General features: G+C 60.7%; 14 protein-coding genes, 5 tRNA genes and 3 rRNA genes. 5 read left to right on the top strand and 17 right to left on the bottom strand.

Going from position 1 to position 20,389, the window contains the following annotated elements; genetic code table 11:
- Positions 1-122: 122 nt before the first annotated feature.
- From rrf to ramA, 5 genes are all read right to left on the bottom strand, one after another.
- Positions 123-240 (bottom strand): 5S ribosomal RNA (rrf, locus tag QYR03_RS09920).
- Between the two features lie 184 nt (positions 241-424).
- Positions 425-3,500, bottom strand: a 23S ribosomal RNA gene (locus QYR03_RS09915).
- A gap of 408 nt (positions 3,501-3,908) precedes the next feature.
- Positions 3,909-5,424, bottom strand: a 16S ribosomal RNA gene (locus QYR03_RS09910).
- Together the 16S, 23S and 5S rRNA genes form the textbook arrangement of a ribosomal RNA operon.
- A 645-nt stretch (positions 5,425-6,069) precedes the next feature.
- Positions 6,070-7,326, bottom strand: coding sequence for a UDP-N-acetylglucosamine 1-carboxyvinyltransferase (gene murA, locus QYR03_RS09905; RefSeq protein ID WP_301713209.1), 1,257 nt, complete (start codon positions 7,324-7,326; stop codon positions 6,070-6,072).
- A 31-nt stretch (positions 7,327-7,357) separates the two neighbouring features.
- The gene (gene ramA, locus QYR03_RS09900) at positions 7,358-8,197 is read right to left on the bottom strand and encodes an acetate metabolism transcriptional regulator RamA (protein WP_301713208.1); all 840 of its coding nucleotides are present in this window, start codon (positions 8,195-8,197) and stop codon (positions 7,358-7,360) included.
- Between the two features lie 376 nt (positions 8,198-8,573).
- Between ramA and cysK the strand changes: the two genes are divergently transcribed.
- A complete protein-coding gene (cysK, locus tag QYR03_RS09895; RefSeq protein ID WP_301713207.1) occupies positions 8,574-9,518 on the top strand; it encodes a cysteine synthase A in 945 nt (314 codons plus the stop codon).
- Between the two features lie 90 nt (positions 9,519-9,608).
- The gene (gene epsC, locus QYR03_RS09890; protein WP_301713206.1) at positions 9,609-10,199 is read left to right on the top strand and encodes a serine O-acetyltransferase EpsC; all 591 of its coding nucleotides are present in this window, start codon (positions 9,609-9,611) and stop codon (positions 10,197-10,199) included.
- An 8-nt stretch (positions 10,200-10,207) separates the two neighbouring features.
- Here the strand turns inward: epsC and QYR03_RS09885 are convergent, their stop codons facing one another.
- From QYR03_RS09885 to zupT, 8 genes are all read right to left on the bottom strand, one after another.
- Positions 10,208-10,498, bottom strand: coding sequence for a GNAT family N-acetyltransferase (locus QYR03_RS09885; RefSeq protein ID WP_301713205.1), 291 nt, complete (start codon positions 10,496-10,498; stop codon positions 10,208-10,210).
- Positions 10,499-10,598: 100 nt separating this feature from the next.
- A tRNA-Phe gene (locus QYR03_RS09880) sits at positions 10,599-10,674 on the bottom strand.
- Positions 10,675-10,716: 42 nt separating this feature from the next.
- Positions 10,717-10,790, bottom strand: a tRNA-Asp gene (locus QYR03_RS09875).
- A 280-nt stretch (positions 10,791-11,070) separates the two neighbouring features.
- Complete coding sequence (locus tag QYR03_RS09870) at positions 11,071-12,141, bottom strand: HNH endonuclease signature motif containing protein (RefSeq protein ID WP_301713204.1); 1,071 nt, start codon at positions 12,139-12,141, stop codon at positions 11,071-11,073.
- Positions 12,142-12,505: 364 nt separating this feature from the next.
- Positions 12,506-12,582 (bottom strand) — tRNA-Asp (locus tag QYR03_RS09865).
- A gap of 1 nt (position 12,583) precedes the next feature.
- Positions 12,584-12,659: transfer RNA gene (locus QYR03_RS09860), tRNA-Glu, on the bottom strand.
- Positions 12,660-12,763: 104 nt separating this feature from the next.
- The gene (locus QYR03_RS09855; RefSeq protein ID WP_301713203.1) at positions 12,764-13,180 is read right to left on the bottom strand and encodes a YccF domain-containing protein; all 417 of its coding nucleotides are present in this window, start codon (positions 13,178-13,180) and stop codon (positions 12,764-12,766) included.
- 40 nt (positions 13,181-13,220) lie between these two features.
- The gene (gene zupT / locus QYR03_RS09850) at positions 13,221-13,988 is read right to left on the bottom strand and encodes a zinc transporter ZupT (RefSeq protein ID WP_301713202.1); all 768 of its coding nucleotides are present in this window, start codon (positions 13,986-13,988) and stop codon (positions 13,221-13,223) included.
- A gap of 23 nt (positions 13,989-14,011) precedes the next feature.
- Between zupT and QYR03_RS09845 the strand changes: the two genes are divergently transcribed.
- The gene (locus tag QYR03_RS09845; protein WP_301713201.1) at positions 14,012-14,593 is read left to right on the top strand and encodes a hypothetical protein; all 582 of its coding nucleotides are present in this window, start codon (positions 14,012-14,014) and stop codon (positions 14,591-14,593) included.
- Here QYR03_RS09845 and QYR03_RS09840 read toward each other — a convergent pair whose 3' ends face one another.
- On the bottom strand, positions 14,594-16,333 hold the full coding sequence (locus QYR03_RS09840) for a long-chain-fatty-acid--CoA ligase (protein WP_301713200.1): 1,740 nt from the start codon (positions 16,331-16,333) through the stop codon (positions 14,594-14,596).
- 82 nt (positions 16,334-16,415) lie between these two features.
- Positions 16,416-16,488 (bottom strand) — tRNA-Lys (locus tag QYR03_RS09835).
- Positions 16,489-16,590: 102 nt separating this feature from the next.
- Between QYR03_RS09835 and dusB the strand changes: the two genes are divergently transcribed.
- Together dusB and QYR03_RS09825 are read left to right on the top strand one after the other, a co-directional pair.
- Complete coding sequence (dusB, locus tag QYR03_RS09830; protein WP_301713199.1) at positions 16,591-17,760, top strand: tRNA dihydrouridine synthase DusB; 1,170 nt, start codon at positions 16,591-16,593, stop codon at positions 17,758-17,760.
- An 11-nt stretch (positions 17,761-17,771) separates the two neighbouring features.
- Positions 17,772-18,515: a phosphate uptake regulator PhoU gene (locus QYR03_RS09825; protein WP_259850418.1), complete on the top strand. Its 744-nt coding sequence runs from the start codon at positions 17,772-17,774 to the stop codon at positions 18,513-18,515.
- Between the two features lie 85 nt (positions 18,516-18,600).
- Here the strand turns inward: QYR03_RS09825 and pstB are convergent, their stop codons facing one another.
- Together pstB and pstA are read right to left on the bottom strand one after the other, a co-directional pair.
- On the bottom strand, positions 18,601-19,377 hold the full coding sequence (gene pstB / locus QYR03_RS09820; protein ID WP_259850417.1) for a phosphate ABC transporter ATP-binding protein PstB: 777 nt from the start codon (positions 19,375-19,377) through the stop codon (positions 18,601-18,603).
- 37 nt (positions 19,378-19,414) lie between these two features.
- A complete protein-coding gene (gene pstA, locus QYR03_RS09815; protein ID WP_301713213.1) occupies positions 19,415-20,254 on the bottom strand; it encodes a phosphate ABC transporter permease PstA in 840 nt (279 codons plus the stop codon).
- Positions 20,255-20,389 lie beyond the last annotated feature (135 nt).

The raw sequence follows: 20,389 nt of genomic DNA, 5'->3' as shown, positions 1-20,389 counted from the left end.
CCCTATCTCCGGCCTCTAACCAACTTCGCCCATTCTACGAAACGTATTTTTGGCATGCGAAAACCCCCGGGGGGTTGGTTCGTTTGTTGAACTGGTCCTCGGGGGTTTGTTGTGTAGTTTTTGGTCGGCGGTAACTTACTCTCCCACACCCTCCCGGGTGCAGTACCATCAGCGCGGGTGGGCTTAGCTTCCGGGTTCGGAATGGGACCGGGCGTTTCCCCACCGCTATCAACCACCGACACACCTGTAGGGGTTTGTCATGGTCGCAACATGGTGGTGTTGCGGGTATTGAGTTATCTGTTGTTGGCCACACACACGCAGGTGGTGTGTGGTGCGTCAGATACTGCATAGTGGACGCGGCATTTGTTGTTGTTGTTTGTTGTTGTGTTCCCGACGATTATTTGTCGTGGTGGGTTCAACTAGTGGTGTTTGTTGGTTGGTGTATTAGTACCAGTCACCTTCGCACATTGCGGTGCGTCCAGATCTGGCCTATCAACCCCATCGTCTATAGGGAACCTATGAAACCTCATCTTGAAACAGGCTTCCCGCTTAGATGCTTTCAGCGGTTATCCCTTCCGTACGTAGCCAACCAGCGGTGCTCCTGGCGGAACAACTGGCACACCAGAGGTACGTCCGTCCCGGTCCTCTCGTACTGGGGACAGCCTTTCTCAAGTTTCTGCGCGCGCGGCGGATAGAGACCGAACTGTCTCACGACGTTCTGAACCCAGCTCGCGTGCCGCTTTAATGGGCGAACAGCCCAACCCTTGGGACCTACTCCAGCCCCAGGATGCGACGAGCCGACATCGAGGTGCCAAACCATCCCGTCGATATGGACTCTTGGGGAAGATCAGCCTGTTATCCCCGGGGTACCTTTTATCCGTTGAGCGACACCACATCCACAAGTAGGTGCCGGATCACTAGTCCCGACTTTCGTCCCTGCTCGACTAGTAAGTCTCGCAGTCAAGCTCCCTTGTGCACTTACACTCTAAACACCTGATTGCCAACCAGGCTGAGGGAACCTTTGGGCGCCTCCGTTACTCTTTGGGAGGCAACCGCCCCAGTTAAACTACCCACCAGGCACTGTCCCCAACCCAGATCATGGGCCAAGGTTAAGACATCCACTACGGTCAGAGTGGTATTTCACGTGCCGACTCCACACCCACTAGCGTGAGCGCTTCACAGTCTCCCACCTATGCTACACAAACCGCAGTAAACACCAATACCAAGCTATAGTGAAGGTCCCGGGGTCTTTTCGTCCTGCCGCGCGAAACGAGCATCTTTACTCGTAGTGCAATTTCACCGGGCCTGTGGTTGAGACAGCAGGGAAGTCGTTACGCCATTCGTGCAGGTCGGAACTTACCCGACAAGGAATTTCGCTACCTTAGGATGGTTATAGTTACCACCGCCGTTTACTGGGGCTTAAATTCTCCGCTTCGAACACAAAGTCCTAACAGGTCCTCTTAACCTTCCAGCACCGGGCAGGCGTCAGTCCGTATACATCAACTTAACCGTCTTCGCACGGACCTGTGTTTTTGATAAACAGTCGCTTCCCTCTCTTTTCTGCGACCCCAACCAGCTCACCAACGCATGGGTGGATCACCGGTTGTGGCCCCCCTTCTCCCGAAGTTACGGGGGCAATTTGCCGAGTTCCTTAACCACAGTTCACCCGACCGCCTGAGTATGTTCTACTTGACTACCTGTGTCGGTTTCGGGTACGGGCCGTACACATACATCGCTAGAGGCTTTTCTCGACAGCATAGGATCACTACCATCACCCCATTCGGGTTACGCATCACGCCTCGCACACTTGGCACCCGCATTTAACTAGGTGCCGTGCCGCACGCTTGCACCACAATCCACTAAGTGGCGTAGCTACCAATCTGTGTCACCCCATCACTTGACTACTACAGATCAGGCCCCACGCATCACACCCACCTGATGATCAAAGATCACCTTGGCAGATGGTCAGGGTGGTTAGTATCACCGGTTCATCATTGGGCGCATGTATACGGGTACGGGAATATCAACCCGTTGACCATCGACTACGCCTGTCGGCCTCGCCTTAGGACCCGACTCACCCTGGGAAGACGAACTTGACCCAGGAACCCTTAGTCATTCGGCGGATACGATTCTCACGTATCATTCGTTACTCATGCCTGCATTCTCACTCGCATGCAGTCCACACGCCCTTACGATCGTGCTTCACCCCACATACGACGCTCCCCTACCCAGTACAAAAATACTGCCGCGGCTTCGGCGGTGTACTTGAGCCCCACTGAATTGTCGGCGCGCAACCACTCGACCAGTGAGCTATTACGCACTCTTTCAAGGGTGGCTGCTTCTAAGCCAACCTCCTGGCTGTCTTCGCGATTACACATCCTTTTCCACTTAGTACACCCTTAGGGGCCTTAACCGGCGATCTGGGCTGTTTCCCTCTCGACTATGAAGCTTATCCCCCACAGTCTCACTGCCGCGCACACATGTAACCGGCATTCGGAGTTTGGCTGACATTGCTAAGATGATAGTCCCGCTCAACCAACCAGTAGCTCTACCTCCGGCACACCTACGCGACGCTGCACCTAAATGCATTTCGGGGAGAACCAGCTATCACGGAGTTTGATTGGCCTTTCACCCCTACCCACAGCTCATCCCCGCAGTTTTCAACCTACGTGGGTTCGCGCCTCCACAACCTCTTACAGCTGCTTCACACTGGCCATGGGTAGATCACCCCGCTTCGGGTCCAGGACATGCCACTAAAAACACACAATTAGCATTCGCTTTCGCTACGACTACCCCACACGGGTTAACCTCGCGACATGCCGCTGACTCGCAGGCTCATTCTTCAAAAGGCACGCCATCACACACTTTGAGGTGCTCTGACGGATTGTAGGCACACAGTTTCAGGAACTATTTCACTCCCCTCCCGGGGTACTTTTCACCATTCCCTCACGGTACTAAATCCACTATCGGTCACACTGAGTATTTAGGCTTACCGGGTGGTCCCGGCTGATTCACAGCAGATTCCACGAGCCCGCTGCTACTCGGGGCAAACATAGCCACCACAGGCACATGCACATTCACGTACAGGACTCTCACCTACTCCGGTGGGCCATCCCAGACCACTTCCGCTTACACACACACCACGCAGACGTATCTGGCAGAACACGACCAGCTACACCCCACAACACCGCACACGCAACCCCTGCCAGGTATCACACGCACACGGTTTAGCCTCATCCACGTTCGCTCGCCGCTACTAGCAGAATCATTATTATTTTCCTCTCCTGCCGGTACTGAGATGTTTCACTTCCCGGCGTCACCCCCTGCCAGCTATGCATTCACTAACAGGTAACCGCACATAACCACGGCCAGGTTTCCCCATTCGGACACCCTCGGATCAACGCTTTGTTGACAACTCCCCGAGGCTTAACGCAGTCTCACACGTCCTTCATCGGCTCAGCATGCCAAGGCATCCACCATGCGCCCTTGAACAACAAACACACACACGAATAACCCAACACACAAACAATCAAAAAACACACACAAACAAAAAAACAAGATGCTCGCGTCCACTATACAGTTCTCACACACCACACCCACCACCACCAACCAGCCACAACGACCAGCCAGCAACCAGTGAGCCAACCAGGAACAACCACCCACACCACACACAAACGCATACAGTGCGGGCACCATGTGCTGCCCCAGACACCCAACAGTGCACCAACAATCACCATTTTTTGCTCAGCCACAACAGGTTCATGCAACCAACACACCCCACACACGCATCCACGCGCGCGGTGTGCATCCACCTGGATTTATCAAAAAAACGTCAGCAGCACCACACACGGGCACTCAACCAACAAAAAATGGGCCTACAACTGTAAACCACACAAAAAGCTCCTTAGAAAGGAGGTGATCCAGCCGCACCTTCCGGTACGGCTACCTTGTTACGACTTCGTCCCAATCGCCAATCCCACCTTCGACAGCTCCCTAACACGTTTGGGCCACTGGCTTCGGGTGTTACCAACTTTCATGACGTGACGGGCGGTGTGTACAAGGCCCGGGAACGTATTCACCGCAGCGTTGCTGATCTGCGATTACTAGCGACTCCGACTTCATGGGGTCGAGTTGCAGACCCCAATCCGAACTAAGACCGGCTTTCAGCGATTAGCTCCACCTCACAGTGTCGCTGCGCGTTGTACCGACCATTGTAGCATGTGTGAAGCCCTGGACATAAGGGGCATGATGATTTGACGTCATCCCCACCTTCCTCCGAGTTAACCCCGGCAGTCTCTCATGAGTCCCCAACCAAATGCTGGCAACATAAGACAAGGGTTGCGCTCGTTGCGGGACTTAACCCAACATCTCACGACACGAGCTGACGACAACCATGCACCACCTGTACACCAGCCACAAGGGAAACTACATCTCTGCAGCGATCCGGTGTATGTCAAGCCCAGGTAAGGTTCTTCGCGTTGCATCGAATTAATCCACATGCTCCGCCGCTTGTGCGGGCCCCCGTCAATTCCTTTGAGTTTTAGCCTTGCGGCCGTACTCCCCAGGCGGGGCGCTTAATGCGTTAGCTACGGCACGAACCCCGTGGAAGGGACTCACACCTAGCGCCCACCGTTTACGGCATGGACTACCAGGGTATCTAATCCTGTTCGCTACCCATGCTTTCGCTCCTCAGCGTCAGTTACTGCCCAGAGACCTGCCTTCGCCATCGGTGTTCCTCCTGATATCTGCGCATTCCACCGCTACACCAGGAATTCCAGTCTCCCCTACAGCACTCAAGTTATGCCCGTATCGCCTGCAACCCCGCAGTTAAGCTGCGGTATTCCACAAACGACGCGACAAACCACCTACGAGCTCTTTACGCCCAGTAATTCCGGACAACGCTCGCACCCTACGTATTACCGCGGCTGCTGGCACGTAGTTAGCCGGTGCTTCTTATCCAGGTACCGTCACTTTCGCTTCGTCCCTGACGAAAGGAGTTTACAACCCGAAGGCCGTCATCCCCCACGCGGCGTCGCTGCATCAGGCTTGCGCCCATTGTGCAATATTCCCCACTGCTGCCTCCCGTAGGAGTCTGGGCCGTATCTCAGTCCCAATGTGGCCGTACACCCTCTCAGGCCGGCTACCCGTCGACGCCTTGGTAGGCCATTACCCCACCAACAAGCTGATAGGCCGCGAGCTCATCCCGCACCGAAAAACTTTCCACCACCGACACTAAACGATGGTCCTATCCGGTATTAGACCCAGTTTCCCAGGCTTATCCCGAAGTGCAGGGCAGATCACCCACGTGTTACTCACCCGTTCGCCACTCGAGTACCCCTGCAAGCAGGAGCCTTTCCGTTCGACTTGCATGTGTTAAGCACGCCGCCAGCGTTCATCCTGAGCCAGGATCAAACTCTCCACAAAAAACACCCACCACAAAGGCGAGCATCAATCAGTAAAAGATTACTGAGCCGTGAAAAGCCCAAAACCCAACCAAAACAAACCACACCACACAAAACATGTGGCCTGGCAATCCAAAAATTACAAAAACAAACCCAAAAATAGGTTCATCACACGTTGCTGCCCCTCCGACGAGGAGAAAAGACAACAACAAAAATCCAATCAGTCATGCAACCAACCAGACGAACAACACCCCATCAATGGTTCAAGCATCATCCGACCAGCACACACCACAAAAAGGCATGAAACAGTCACACAAACCAACCAAACAAAAAACATTGGCACACTATCGAGTTCTCACACAACACACGCACACCCAAACACACCCCACAACAGGGCCTGCTCAAAGCGGCTTAACCGACCCTACACACACCCACACAACAAACAAAACCGCCTGCCATGCAAAGCAAATGAAAGAATCCACCAGCGCTCGTTTTCCTACCGCCATCTCACCAGAACCACTGTCCGGCGGGGCGTTGTCGGTCACGCTGACTCACATAAAGCTACACACACCCAACCAACAACACAAATCACCAGCGCAGAGGGTATTTTGGGGGCTTTTAAGGGCTTCGTCGATAAGCGAATGCCCGTACACGCGTCTGACCTGCGTTAAGACACGCGCTCCACATTCGCCCCGAGCGCGTTCAAGTGCTCCACAAAGTGGGGATAACCTCGGTCGATGTGCTCCACGTCGTGCACGACTGTCTCACCGTCGGCGACGAGCCCCGCCAACACGAGGCCGGCACCCGCACGAATGTCGGACGACCAGACATCCGTCGACGAGAGCTTTTCCACGCCGCGCAGCACAACATGGTGCCCGTCCACCGTCGCGTCCGCCCCCAGGCGGAGCATCTCGTCGACGAACCTGAACCGCGATTCGAAGACGTTCTCCGTGATCACCGACGTGCCCTCCGCAATCGCGGCGAGCCCGATCGCCATCGGCTGCAAGTCCGTCGGGAAGCCGGGGAACGGCAAGGTCTGGTAGTCCACCGCTTGTGGGCGGCGGCCGTCCATGCGCACCCGGAAGCCCTGCTCATAGGTCTCAACCGTCGCGCCGGCGTTCTTCAGCTTCGCCAGTGCGAGATGCAGGTGGCGCGGCGCGATGCCGCCCACCGTCACGTCGCCGCCCGTCATCGCCGCGGCATACGCCCACGTACCCGCAACAATTCGATCGCCGACCACTGTGTGTTCCGTGGGCTTGAGCTTATCGACGCCATCAATCGTCACCGTCGACGTTCCCGCCCCCTGAATCTGCGCCCCCATGGAGTTGAGCATGTTGCACAAGTCCACGATCTCCGGCTCGCGGGCGGCGTTGTCGAGAATCGTGCGGCCGTCGGCAAGCACCGCAGCGGTGAGAATATTCTCCGTCGCGCCGACCGACGGGAAGTCCAGGCTGATCTTCGCGCCGCTCAGCTGAGCCGCGCGGGCCACGACCGCACCGTGCTCGATATGGGTGCTCGCCCCCAACTTCTCCAGCCCCGATTGGTGCATATCCAGCGGCCGCGATCCAATTGCGTCGCCGCCAGGCAACGCGACAACCGCCTCACCGCAACGCGCCGTCAACGGTCCCAGGACCGCCACCGACGCGCGGAACTGCCGCACCGCGTCGAAATCCGCGCGCGGCGACACATTGGCCGGCGTATGAATCCGCACAACAGTGCCGTCGATCTCCACTTCGCACCCCAGGCCCTCCAGGACCTTCTGCATCAACGGGACATCGAGGATCTCCGGGCAGTTGTTCAGCGTCGTCGTGCCCTCCGCGAGCAGCGCCGCCGCCATCAGCTTGAGCACACTGTTCTTCGCGCCCGCCACCCGGACCGAACCCTGCAAACGTGCTCCACCTTGAACCAGAAAACGCTCTTTCACGCCCCCCAGGGTAATGAAAAATGTCCCGCGATTACGGCAGGGCGCCGATGCGGCGGGCCGCGTTCACCGCTTCATAGCGCGTGTGCGCCCCCAGCTTGCGCATCACGCTGCGCAAGTACGACTTCACCGTCTCGGCGCCGATCCCCATTTCCTCGGCCGCCTCGACGTTCGTGTGGCCGAGCGCGACACACGACAGCACATCGATCTCGCGCGCCGACAGTTTCGTCGACTGCTTCACGCGCACCGGCGTCACCATCTGATCGCACAGCTGCTCCAGCTCCTTGCGCAGCTCCTCTTCCTCGACCCGGTTCGCCAGCATGCGGAGCTTCGAGTGGGTCGCGCGGATCTGCTCCCACTCCGCGCCGTTCATCACACGGCCGGCCTTCGCGGTGCCCTTACCGCCTTCGACGCGCCGCAACGCGGAATTCACGGCCAGGTCCTGCTCCAGAGTGCGCGACGTCATCGTAACCTCCTCGATCACTTTGTCGCCCAAACGCACCGGCGAATGCACACCGACGTACAGCACACCGCGGATCTCCCGCTGCACAATCACTGGGACCGCCACCACCGAGTGCAGCCCCTCGTCCTGAATCACGGCATCATGCTCGTGAGAGATCACGTTCGCCCGCGTGTAATCGGACACGCCGACAGCGCGGCGCGTGCCCACCACACGCCCTCCGACACCGTGGTTCGGCTCAATCACAAGGTTCTGCAGCGCCGGCGTGCGCAGGCCGATCCACTGGGTGATCTGGAGGCGGTTGTCGGCCAGCAAAGTGCCGTACATCGCCACAGGGATTCCCGTCGCGGTCTTCAGCGACGTGAGCGAAGCGCGGATAGCGTCGTCATCGTCCTTGACCCGTTGCGAATCCATTCCAACTCCTTCACGGAAAGCCCCCCATTAGAGTGTCCCCACCGGTGGGCGTAAATCGGCGTCTGCGGTACAGGTAGGACCATACTAACCCGACTACGGGGGTAGCAAAATCATTGGCCGGGCCACAGATGCCCACACGTATGAGTCCGAATCAACATCTTGCGCCCGGCGCCAGCTACCCCCGACTCACAGGATCACGAGCATCCGCACGTCACCACGCCAAACCATGCGGTTCATCTGAATTGGACTGATCGGTCTAGTTTTTTAGTGGATCTCGTGTACCATGTGACATGTCCGCGGAAAACGACCACTTTCCGCTGCGAACAGCCCCGTGGCCACGTCCGGCCTCAACGGGGCACAACGAAAAGGAGTGAAAATGAGCAACGTTTACAGCAACATCCTCGACACCATCGGCGGCACCCCGCTCGTCGAACTGAAGGGCATCACCGAAGGCACCGACGCAGCCAACGCGCGCGTGTTGGGCAAGCTCGAGTTCTACAACCCGGCCAACTCCGTCAAGGACCGCATCGGCCGCGCAATTATCGACGCAGCCGAGGCCTCCGGCGAGCTCAAGCCCGGCGGCACCATCGTTGAGGCCACCTCCGGCAACACCGGCATCGCCCTTGCGCTCGTCGGCGCAGCCCGAGGCTACAAGGTCATCCTGACCATGCCCGAGACCATGTCGGTGGAGCGCCGCGTCATCCTCCGCGCATACGGCGCACAGATCGAGCTCACCCCGGGCGCAGCCGGCATGAAGGGCGCAGTGGAAAAGGCCGACGAGATCGTCGAGCAGACCGACAACGCCATCCTCGCCCGCCAGTTCGAGAACGAGGCCAACCCGAAGGTCCATTACGAGACCACCGGCCCCGAGCTGTGGAACGACACCGACGGCAAGATCGACATCCTCATCGCAGGTGTCGGCACCGGTGGCACCATCTCCGGCGCAGGCAAGTACCTGAAGGAGCAGAACCCGGACATCAAGCTCATCGCTGTCGAGCCGGCCGCTTCCCCGCTGCTGTCTGAGGGCCAGGCTGGCCCGCACAAGATCCAGGGCCTGGGCGCCAACTTCGTTCCGGGCACCCTGAACCGCGAGATCATCGACGAGGTCATCACCGTCTCCAACGAGGACGCTGTGGCCACCTCCCGCGAGCTCGCCCGCAAGGACGCTGTCCTCGGCGGCATCTCCTCCGGCGCCAACGTCAAGGCTGCCCTCGAGGTCGCTTCCCGCCCGGAGAACGCGGGCAAGACGATCGCCACCGTGATCTGCGACTTCGGCGAGCGCTACATCTCCACCATCCTCTACGAGGACATCCGCGACTAAGCATTTTCCGCTTATCGACGCCGCCCCCTCCCTGAATCAAAACCTTCAGGCCGAGGGGGCGTTGCTGTTCGCGCTGTTAGACTACGCTCCATGCTGAAGGTGATCAGGACCATCCGTGAGGATCTAGCGAACGCCCGCGAGCACGACCCCGCGGCTCGGGGCGACGTCGAGAATGCTCTCGTGTACTCCGGCCTGCACGCCATCTGGATGCACCGCGTAAGCCACGCCCTGTGGATCCGCGACATCAAGGGACCTGCGCGCATACTCGCGCAGGTCACCCGTTTCCTCACCGGTGTGGAAATCCACCCCGGTGCCACCATTGGCCGCCATTTTTTCATCGACCACGGCATGGGCATCGTCATCGGCGAAACCGCCGAGATCGGCGACGGTGTCATGCTCTACCACGGTGTCACCTTGGGTGGCCAGGTGCTCACCCAGACGAAGCGCCACCCCACCATCGAGGACAACGTCACTATCGGTGCCGGCGCAAAAGTGCTGGGCCCCATCACCATCGGCGAGGGATCCGCTGTCGGTGCCAACGCCGTCGTGACGAAGGATGTCCCCGCGAATTGCATCGCTATCGGCATCCCGGCCAAGTGCCGTCCCCGCGCAAAGGACGAGCGAAAGCACCTCGTTGACCCCGACTCCTACGTTGCCGAGGACAACAACTACGTCATTTAGTTCGGCGCTTACGCGACCAGATCCTTGTAGTCAGCGTTCTTCTCCACGAAGTGCTCCACAGCGGAGCATGTCGGGATGATCTTCTTGCCAGCGGTGCGGGTGTCGTCGAGAGCTGCTTTCACGAGCTTCCCGGACAGGCCCTGGCCCCGAAATTTCGGGTCGATGACCGTGTGGTTGAAATCGCGCGTGGTTTCGTCGGCGTCGCGGTAATCCGCGAAGCCGGCCCGCTCACCGTCGACGTTGATGACATACTGCTTATCCGCTTCACGGTGCTCGACGTCAAAATTCTGCTCAGCCATATCCAACTCCTTCGTAGTTCCGGGAACTCACCCGGCATGAAATTCGGAGCCTCCCATCATAGGAAAAAAGTCCTCCTGCGATTGCGGGAGGACTTCGTAGTGGTGGCCAGAGCCAGGATCGAACTGGCGACCCCACACTTTTCAGGCGTGTGCTCTACCAACTGAGCTATCTGGCCGGAACCGTACGCCGCGTGAACGAACACGCAACAACAGTTCAGCGACCCTGACGGGACTTGAACCCGCGACCTCCGCCGTGACAGGGCGGCGCGCTAACCAACTGCGCCACAGGGCCTTATTCTCTTATTTCGCACTTCCGCGGCTCTTCAATTTCCGCGTCTTGCACGAATTGATACTCTACACAGGGCTCGCGAAGCATTACAAACCTGCATTACATAGCCTATTTCAAGCACCCCGAAAAGAGTCTTGAACCTCTCGAGTACGGCCGCGATCTCATGCGCTAGTTTTCAGGAGCGCGGAAGTGGCCGGTGGGCGTGCGTGATCGCAATGTCGGTGTGGTGTTGGCGCCCGGAAGTGGCCGTTGAGCATGCTTCGCCCCGGTGTGTGCCCTTCGGCTATGTCCCGAACAGGAGGTGCATTGCACCAAACTGGTGTGTGGTGTTCGGTACCGGTGTTCCGCGCGGTGAGACCCACACTGGGGTCCCGCCGCGCATCCGTATTCGACCCCTGTGGTTCCGGTTAGGGTCATCGTCGTTGGTGCGGTTGTGATACCTGCACAACACCGACAAGTTATTCATATTCGTCGGCCCACCGCGGGCCCACGGGGTGATGTGGTGGACCTCGCAATTATCGGCAGCGTGCCGGCAATCCGGCACCGGGCACGTCGTCAACGTCGCACGCGCCAGATCCCGCTGCTTGGTGTTGGCGAAGCGTTTGGTGCTGTACAAGTTCACCGCACCGGCCTGCGGGTGGAACAACGCCACCTCCAGATCCTTCGAGTGGTGGTGCATCAAATACTCCGCACCCATCATCGTCGTGCCATCCGATAGGCCCAGGATGGTCTCATCGCCTTGACCGGCGAGGATCTTCACATAGTCCGGAAGCGGGATCTGCACCAACGGACGCGGCACCGCGGCAGCGACAGCCCCCTCATTGTGGAGCAGGTCGTGGAACGCCTCATACATCTGCGGCCCCTCAGGACGATCCGCATCCAGGTTTTTCCGCAGGGCGTGCTCAAGGGCGGCGATATCGCGGTCGTCACCGGTGGCGCTAAACGTCCGCTTGCCTTTGCGCGATCGGCCGAAACGCACCGACGACTCCGGAGCGGGCTTATCAGGCTCAGGAACAATCTCTTCGGCGCGGCGCTTCAACGTCTCATAATTACCCCGCACGGACATCAGGGAAAGGCGGAGTTTCCATTTTTCGCCGTCAGACCCGGCGGCTTTAACCTGCTGCTCGATGAACAGAATCTGATCCAACGACTTGCCCGTCTGACGCGCAATACGCACCGCCTGCGCCTGCTGCCGCTTAAACCGCGTCGCACCGAAATACACCTCGTGAGCCTTCTCCCACTCCACATACGTGGCAGGCTTGACGCCGGCAGCACAAGCAGCCTGACGGTCGAAACCAGCCAGGATCTCCATCGGACTGCCAAGAGAACCAAGAAGCGCGTCAAAATCGCTCATGACACACACGCTAAACGCAGTCAAGAACAAACGACATAGACGGCGAAAAACCCTGTGGATAACTCGAGTTATCCACAATTCAGCACAGAGCTAACACGCAAAAAGACGGCGCGAACTGCGGTTCCATAACCCCGAAAATTTTTTGGCAACAACCAGCCGATCAACGACGGTGTTCGAACACCTGCAAAGACCTGCCGAACTCGGATAACCCGGCGAATACGGTGAGGCGCCGTTGCGGGCTCTCGACCGAGATATTCCGGAGGTTATTCTCGTTGGCGCCCACGTCGGCTGCAGCGGTGGGGGGCGATTAGGGGGAGTGTGATCGTCGATAAGCAAAATGCCCCGAGGAAAACCTCGGGGCACATGGCGACCCTGACGGGACTTGAACCCGCGACCTCCGCCGTGACAGGGCGGCGCGCTAACCAACTGCGCCACAGGGCCGTGGTACCCCCAACGGGATTCGAACCCGTGTTGCCGCCGTGAAAGGGCGGAGTCCTAGGCCTCTAGACGATGGGGGCACACGCTGTTAGACAGCTCGACTATCGTAAGCCTGCGTCCGACTTACCTCCAAATGAGCTGGTTACCCGGCCGAAACTGAGCCCCTAGGACCCCCGCGGGGTGCTTAGCGGGCGACGGGAATCATCCGGGCGCGGTCGTCGCGCGAGCTGACCACGGTCTTACCGAACGGGAAGCACGTGACCGGAATCAGCTTGAGGTTGGCCCAGGCCAGCGGCAGACCGATAATGGTCACGGCCTGCGCTGCCGCGGTGACGACGTGCCCGATAGCGAGCCAGAGGCCAGCAACAATGAACCAGATGACGTTGCCGATCAGACCCAGTCCCCCGCTGTTTCCGGTGTCGACGACTTCACGGCCGAACGGCCAGAGGACAAAGCCTGCGATGCGGAACGACGCCAGGCCGAACGGGATGGTCACGATGAGCAGGCAGGCGATGATGCCCGCCAAGACGTAGCCCAGAAACAGCCAGACGCCGGCGGTGAGAAACCAGATGATGTTGAGAATCAGTCGAATAAGTCCCATACCGAAAGCATAGATGGGCCCTTACAGGGCGGAAAGCAGCTTAGGCGAGCAATATAAGGCTTACGGCCATAACGGCCATTCCGGCAACGACGCCGTAGATCGCGCTGTGGTGGCGGCCCGTCGCAATCGCGGTGGGTAGGAGATTGTCCAGGCTGACGAAAACCATGATTCCTGCGATCGCGGCGAAGGTGACGCCGATCGCGGCAGGCCCGAGGAAGGGCTGCAAGAAGAGGTACCCGATGATCGCGCCGAGGGGTTCGGCAAGGCCGGACAGCGCGGCCCACCCGGCGGCGCGCCACTTCTTGCCGGTGGCTTCGCGCAGGGGCACCGCGACGGCGACGCCTTCGGGGATGTTGTGGATCGCGATCGCGACGGCGATCGGTGCGGCGAGCACCGGGTCCTGCAGCGCGACGAAGAAGGTGGCGAATCCTTCGGGGAAATTGTGGATTGCGATCGCCAGCGCCGTCATGACGCCGACTTTGCGCATGCGCGCACTAGCGGCGGCGGGGCTGGGCTCCTCGTGGGGGTTGATCTCATCAGGCACGAAACGGTCGATCACCGCAATGAGCAGCACGCCGCCGAAAAACGCGGCTGGTCCCCACACACCGGCTGACGCGACACCGGCTTCCTCGAGCCCGCTGACACCTTCAGGGAGCAGCTCGACGAGCGAGATGTAGAGCATCACGCCCGCAGAGAAGCCGAGGGACGCCGCCAGGAAACGTTCGCTTGGGGCCCGTTGGAGGGCGACGAAGAGGCCGCCAAGGGCCGTCGATAAGCCTGCGAACAAGCAAATTGCGAACGCCGTCATGTGCGCAGCCTACAGTGGGACACATGGTTACCGCGAAAATTTACGATGCTGAACTGGACCCCACCAAAGACGATATCGCCGCGCGTTTCTCGTCGATCGCGCAACTTGAAGGCTCCTACCGCGCCGTCGACCGCGACGACAAGGTCGGTATCGAGGTGCTCGTCGGCCGCGACGAAGAGGGCAACCTCACGCAGTGCGGCGTCAGCTACCGCGAGGAAAAAGACGCGCTTGACGACGCTTTATGCCCCCTTTCCCACTCCATCCTCGGCCCCCGTTCCGTCGCGCAGTTGACCGCGGACCCTGTGGCCGTCCGGGAGTTCGTCCAGCTGATTCTGCGCGGCGAAAATGGCGCGGATTTCTCCACAGGTGAGCCGATTTTCGGCGTGCACGGCACCGGCGGCGGGCAGGTGCACGTCGACGACGTGGTGGTCGAGGAGCACGACAAGCTCAACTCTGTGGGCACCCTCACCGTCGACGGCGAAGAAAAGCGCTACCAGCTGCGGTTGCAGCGCATTATTTCCGCTCTGCCGGCGGCCGAGGACGGCGATCTCGCGCTCGTCCGCGACGACGGCGCGATCCTGATGAACCTCGGCCTGTGGGACTAACTACTCGCTGTCGCGCTCGAGACGCGCGATGAGTTCGTCGCGCACCTCGCGGCGACGAACCTTGCCCATCTGGTCTTTCGGCAGGTCCTCGAAGTGGTAGAAGCTGCGCGGCACCTTGTAGCGGGTGAGATTCTCGCGGGCGAATTCTTTGAGGCTCTCCGGGTTCATCTCCGCGCCGCGGTCCAAGACGACGCATGCGACGACGTCCTCTGAGCCGTCACTGCGTGGCCGCCCCACGACCGCGACGTCGACGACATCTCGGTGGCCCCGCAGGGTCTCCTCCACCTCCGCTGGGTACACGTTGAAGCCGCCGGTGATGATGAGCTCCTTGATGCGCGAGACGAGCTTGATGAAGCCGTCTTCTTCCATCACGCCCATGTCACCGGTGCGGAACCAGCCGTCGTGGAAGACCTTCTCGGTCGCTTCGGGGTTATTGAGGTAGCCGCCGAAGACCTGTGGCCCCTTGACGAGGATTTCGCCGGGCTCGCCGTACGGCATCTCTTCGTCGAGGTCGTCCGGGTTGGCAATGCGCACATCTGTGTCGGGGAACGGGATCCCGATGTAGCCGGGGCGGCGGTCGGCGCTTTCCGGGTTGCCGATCACGATCGGGGACGTCTCGGTCAAGCCGTAGCCCTCCACGAGGCGGCCGCCGGTGACCTCCTCCCACTCCTCGATGACGCTGCCCGGCAGCGACGAAGCACCGGAGAACCCGATCTGGACCTGAGAGAGGTCGACATTCTTCTCGCGCGCGGTCTGGATGATGCGCTCGAAGACGGTGGGCACGCCGGGAACGAAAGTCGGCGGGGTCTTCTTCACCGCGCGCATAATCAGATCCATTGATGGGGCGGGCAAAAGGACGAGCTCGCTGCCGATAAAGAAGGTCAGCGTCAGAGAGAACGTCAGGCCGTAGGCGTGGAAGAACGGCAAGGTGCCGAGCATGCGCTGCCCGGGTTCCTGCAGTTCTTTCACCCACGCGCGGCCCTGCACCGGATTGGCCATCAGGTTGCGGTGCGTCAGCGCCGCCCCCTTCGGCGCGCCGGTAGTGCCGGAGGTGTACAGGACCAGGGCGGGGTCGTCCAGCTCGATATTGTCCGGGGTGCGCACGCGCGGCGGAATCACCTTCCGGGTGCTCAGGATCTTCTCCCAAGGCAGCGTCCCCTCCGCAGGTGCGGTGAGCTCCTCCCTCGCCTTTTTCAGCTTGCCGACGGGCACCTTCAGCGCCGCCCTCTGCAGCAGCGGCATCGCCTTCGTCATGTCGACGCTGACGACAATCGCCAGCTCCGTGCTGTCGTCGTCCTTGATTTTCGTGGCAGTCTCCGCCACCTTGTCCCACACGATGGCGATGCGCGCGCCGTGGTCGGCGAACTGCGGGCGCAGCTCATGCGCGGTGTAGAGCGGGTTATGCTCCACGACGATCGCACCGAGCTTCTGCACCGCGAAAAACGCCACCACGTGCTGTGGGCAGTTCGGCAGCATGATGGCAACGCGGTCGCCCTGCTGGATACCTAGGCGCTTCAGACCGTCGGCGGCGCGGCGGACTTCCACGTCGAGCTCGCCGTAGGTCATGGTGCGCCCGAAGAAATTCGTGGCGGTTTTGGAGAAGTTGGCGGAAAGATTGTCGTCGTAAAGCTCGACGAGCGTTTTCTCCGGGTACTCCAGCGTATGGTCCGTCCATTCCGGGTAGTACTTCAGCCAGGGCTTGCCGCCACGGTTGTCAGCGGGCTCATTCACGTCGGACATGCCGTCTACCCTACGCCCGGAGGGCGGGCCAGGGTGCGGAAAAGTCCCCGCAATCGAAATCGACCGCGGGGACCGGATGCAGTGGGCCCTGTGGGGATCGAACCCACGACCTGCGGATTAAAAGTCCGTAGCTCTACCAACTGAGCTAAAGGCCCGTGCGCATACATGGTAGCGGGGAAGGGGAGGTAGGGAGAAATCGGGGCGTCGATAAGCGAATGCGCACGTCAGTTTGTGCGACCGCGACGTGGGAAGGAACAATGGGCCACGTGACTTCTACTCTTCCGCAGCTGCGCATAGGCGGCATGAACCTTGCCTCGCCGGTCATCCTCGCGCCGATGGCCGGCGTGACAAACATGCCGTTCCGCGTCCTGTGCCGCGAGATCGAGGAAGAACTGACGGGCACCTCGTCTGGGCTGTACGTCTGTGAGATGATCACGGCCCGCGCGCTCGTCGAGGGCAACGAGAAAACCCTCCACATGACCACGTTCGCGCCGCAGGAATCGCCGCGGTCGATGCAGCTCTACACCGTCGATCCCGAGTACACGTACCGGGCGGTGCGCACCATCGTCGACCACGACATGGCAGACCACTTAGACATGAACTTCGGCTGCCCCGTGCCGAAAGTGACGCGCCGCGGCGGCGGCTCCGCACTCCCCTACAAGCGCAAGCTGTACGGCCAGATCGTCGACGCGGCCGTGCGCGCCACGGAAGGGACCGGCATCCCGGTGACCGTGAAATTCCGCATCGGCATCGACGACGAGCACCACACGCATCTCGACGCCGGGCGCATCGCCGCGGATGCCGGAGCCGCCGCCATCACCCTTCACGGGCGCACCGCCGCGCAGCGCTACTCCGGTGACGCGGACTGGGGCGAGATCGCACGGCTCGTCGAGCACATGGACGGCACCGGAGTCCCTGTCCTCGGAAACGGAGATATATTCGCGCCCGCCGACGCACAGGCCATGATGGACCAAACGGGCTGCGCCGGCGTCGTCGTCGGCCGTGGCTGCCTCGGGCGCCCGTGGCTGTTCGCCCAGCTCGGGGCACAGCTCCGCGGCGAAGAAGTGCCGGAGGAACCCACTCTCGGCGAGGTCGCCCGCATCATCGCCCGCCACGCCGAACTCCTGGCGCAGCACGAAGGCGAGGACAGGGGATGCCGGGACATGCGCAAACACGTAGGCTGGTACCTCAAAGGATTTCCAGTCGGCGGTGAATTCCGCGGTCAGCTAGCGCGCGTGTCCACGCTCGCCGAGTTGAACGACCAACTTTCCACCATCGCCGACTCCACCCAGCGCGCTGAAGCGGCGGATTCCGCTCGCGGGCGCCAGGGTTCCGCAGCCAAGGTGGCACTCCCCGACGGCTGGTTGGACGACCCGGAAGACGATACTGTGCCGGTCGGAGCCGAAATCGACTCCAGCGGCGGATAGCGAGGACCACCATGCGCACCATCTACCGAGAGCATCTCAACGCTTTCTCGCAGGACCTGCAAAGCATGAGCGACACGGTGCGCAGCGTCATGCGTTACGCGTCCAAATCGCTTATCGACGGCACCCTCGAAGACGCCGAAACCGCCCTCACCGAAGCCGACACGATCAAAGAAATCCGTGTCCGCTGCGAAGAGCGCAGCATGGCCCTCCTGGCTCTTGAAAGCCCCGTCGCCTCCGACCTCCGCCAGGTCTTCACTTCGATCTACATCGTGGAGGACTTCAACCGCATGGGCACCCTGGGGCGTCACATCGCCAGCACCGCGCGGCTGCGCCACCCCGAGTTCGTCTACGACGACACCATGCGCCCCACCGTCGTCGAACTCGCCCGCCTTGTGGACACCATGGGCGACCTCATCCACGACCAGTTGATCAGCCCCGACGTCGAGGGCGCATTGGCCATGAGTCAATTCGACGACGAGCTCGACGCCTTGAACCAGCACCTGCTCAACAGCGTCACCGCCCGCGACTGGGAAGGAACCAGCCGCACCGCCGTCGACCTCGCCCTACTGGGGCGCTACTACGAACGCTACGCCGACCACTGCGTGAACGTCGCCGCCCGCATCGTCTACCTCGTCACCGGCCTGACCCCTGAACGCTACGAGCGCAAGAAAGACGCCGACGGCAAGGAGCTCGAGTTAGACGAGCGCTTCCTCGAACTCGAGCAGTACTTCGGGCATCGGCAGGCCAAGAAGTAGCGCGGGAGAGCGTCGACAAGCAATAGCGAAGCCCCCGCCAAGAAATTCTCGGCGGAGGCTCGAAATGCGTCGCTAGTGCGGCGGTTTAGCCGAAGCGGCCGGCGATGTAATCCTCAGTCTCCTTGCGCTGAGGATTCTCGAAGATCGTGTTGGTGTCGTTGAACTCGACGAGGTGGCCCGGCTTACCGGTCGCCTCGAGGGAGAAGAACGCGGTCTTGTCGGACACACGCGCAGCCTGCTGCATGTTGTGCGTCACGATGACGATGGTGTACTCGTCCTTCAGCTCGTGGATCAGGTCCTCCACAGCGAGGGTCGAGATCGGGTCAAGTGCGGAGCACGGCTCATCCATGAGCAGGACTTCCGGCTGGACTGCGATCGCGCGGGCGATGCACAGACGCTGCTGCTGACCACCGGAGAGGCCTCCGCCCGGCTTGTCCAGGCGGTCCTTGACCTCGTCCCACAGGTTCGCGCCGCGCAGGGAGCGCTCAGCGACCTCCTTGAGCTTCTTCTTGTTCTTCTCGCCGGACAGCTTCAGGCCCGCGACGACGTTGTCCTCGATGGACATGGTCGGGAACGGGTTCGCCTTCTGGAACACCATGCCGATGGTGTTGCGGACAGCCACCGGGTCGACGTTCTTGGCGTAGATGTCGTGGCCGTCGAGAAGCACTTCGCCGTCGACGTACGCGTTCGGGATGACCTCGTGCATGCGGTTCAGGGTGCGCAGCACCGTGGACTTACCGCAACCGGACGGGCCGATGAACGCGGTCACGGCCTGGGCCGGGATATCCATGTTGACGCTCTGCACGGCGTGGAAGTCGCCGTAGTAAATGTCGAGGTCGTTCAGCTGGAGCTTGATAGACATTGATTTCTCCTAGATGGGAATGAAAGGGCGGGGCGACTTACTTCTTGACCGAGAACTTCGCGGCGATCGTGCGTGCGAGCAAGTTCAGGACAACGACGAGGATGACCAGCGTGAGGGCGGCACCCCACAGACGGTCCATGACCGGCTCCGCGGAACCGGACTTCCACATGTCGAGCATGAACAGCGGCAGCGAAGACTGCGGCTGGCCGAACAGGTGGGTCCAGTTCAGCTGCGGCGTGGAGCCGACGAGGATCAGCACCGGAGCGGACTCACCCATGACACGGGCGATGGCCAGCATGATGCCGGTGACGATGCCGGACAGAGCCGTCGGCAGCACGATGCGCGCGATGGTCTTCCACTTCGGGACGCCGAGCGCGTAGGACGCCTCGCGCAGATCCATCGGGACGACGCGGAGCATCTCCTCAGTGTTGCGCACCACCACAGGGACCATCAGCAGGATCAGCGAGAGCGACACGGCGAAGCCGGAACGCTGCTGGCCCAGGATGGTGATCCACAGGGCGTAGATGAACAGAGCGGAAACGATCGACGGGACACCGGACAGGATGTCCACCATGAAGGTGGTCAGCTTGCCCAGCTTGCTGCCGTTGGAGTACTCCACCAGGTAGATCGCAGTGAAGATGCCGATCGGGATGGAGAACAGCGAGGCGACCAGCGTCTGCATGAGGGTACCCGCGATGGCGTGCAGCGCGCCGCCGCCCTCGCGGCGGGTGCGGACGCCGACCATGTCTTGGGTCCACCAGTCCGGGTTCAAGATGGCCTCGTAGCCGCGGGACACCAAGGTGAACAGCAGCCAGAGCAGCGGGATGAGGGCGAGGATCATCGCCGCCCACATCAGGCCGCCCATGAAGGAGTTCATGGTCTTGCGGGAAGACGAGATGTGGGTAAACGGGCTACCCTCCGTCGGGGTCGCCTTGTCACGGGCAGCGGTCGCGGTGGCTGCGGTGGTGCCAGCCGCGGTGTCAGCCGGGGCGGTCTCTGTCACATTGGTGAT

The organism is Corynebacterium sp. P4-C1 (assembly GCF_030503595.1).
Lineage (GTDB): Bacteria > Actinomycetota > Actinomycetes > Mycobacteriales > Mycobacteriaceae > Corynebacterium.
This window is presented reverse-complemented; position numbering and strand designations above follow the sequence as displayed.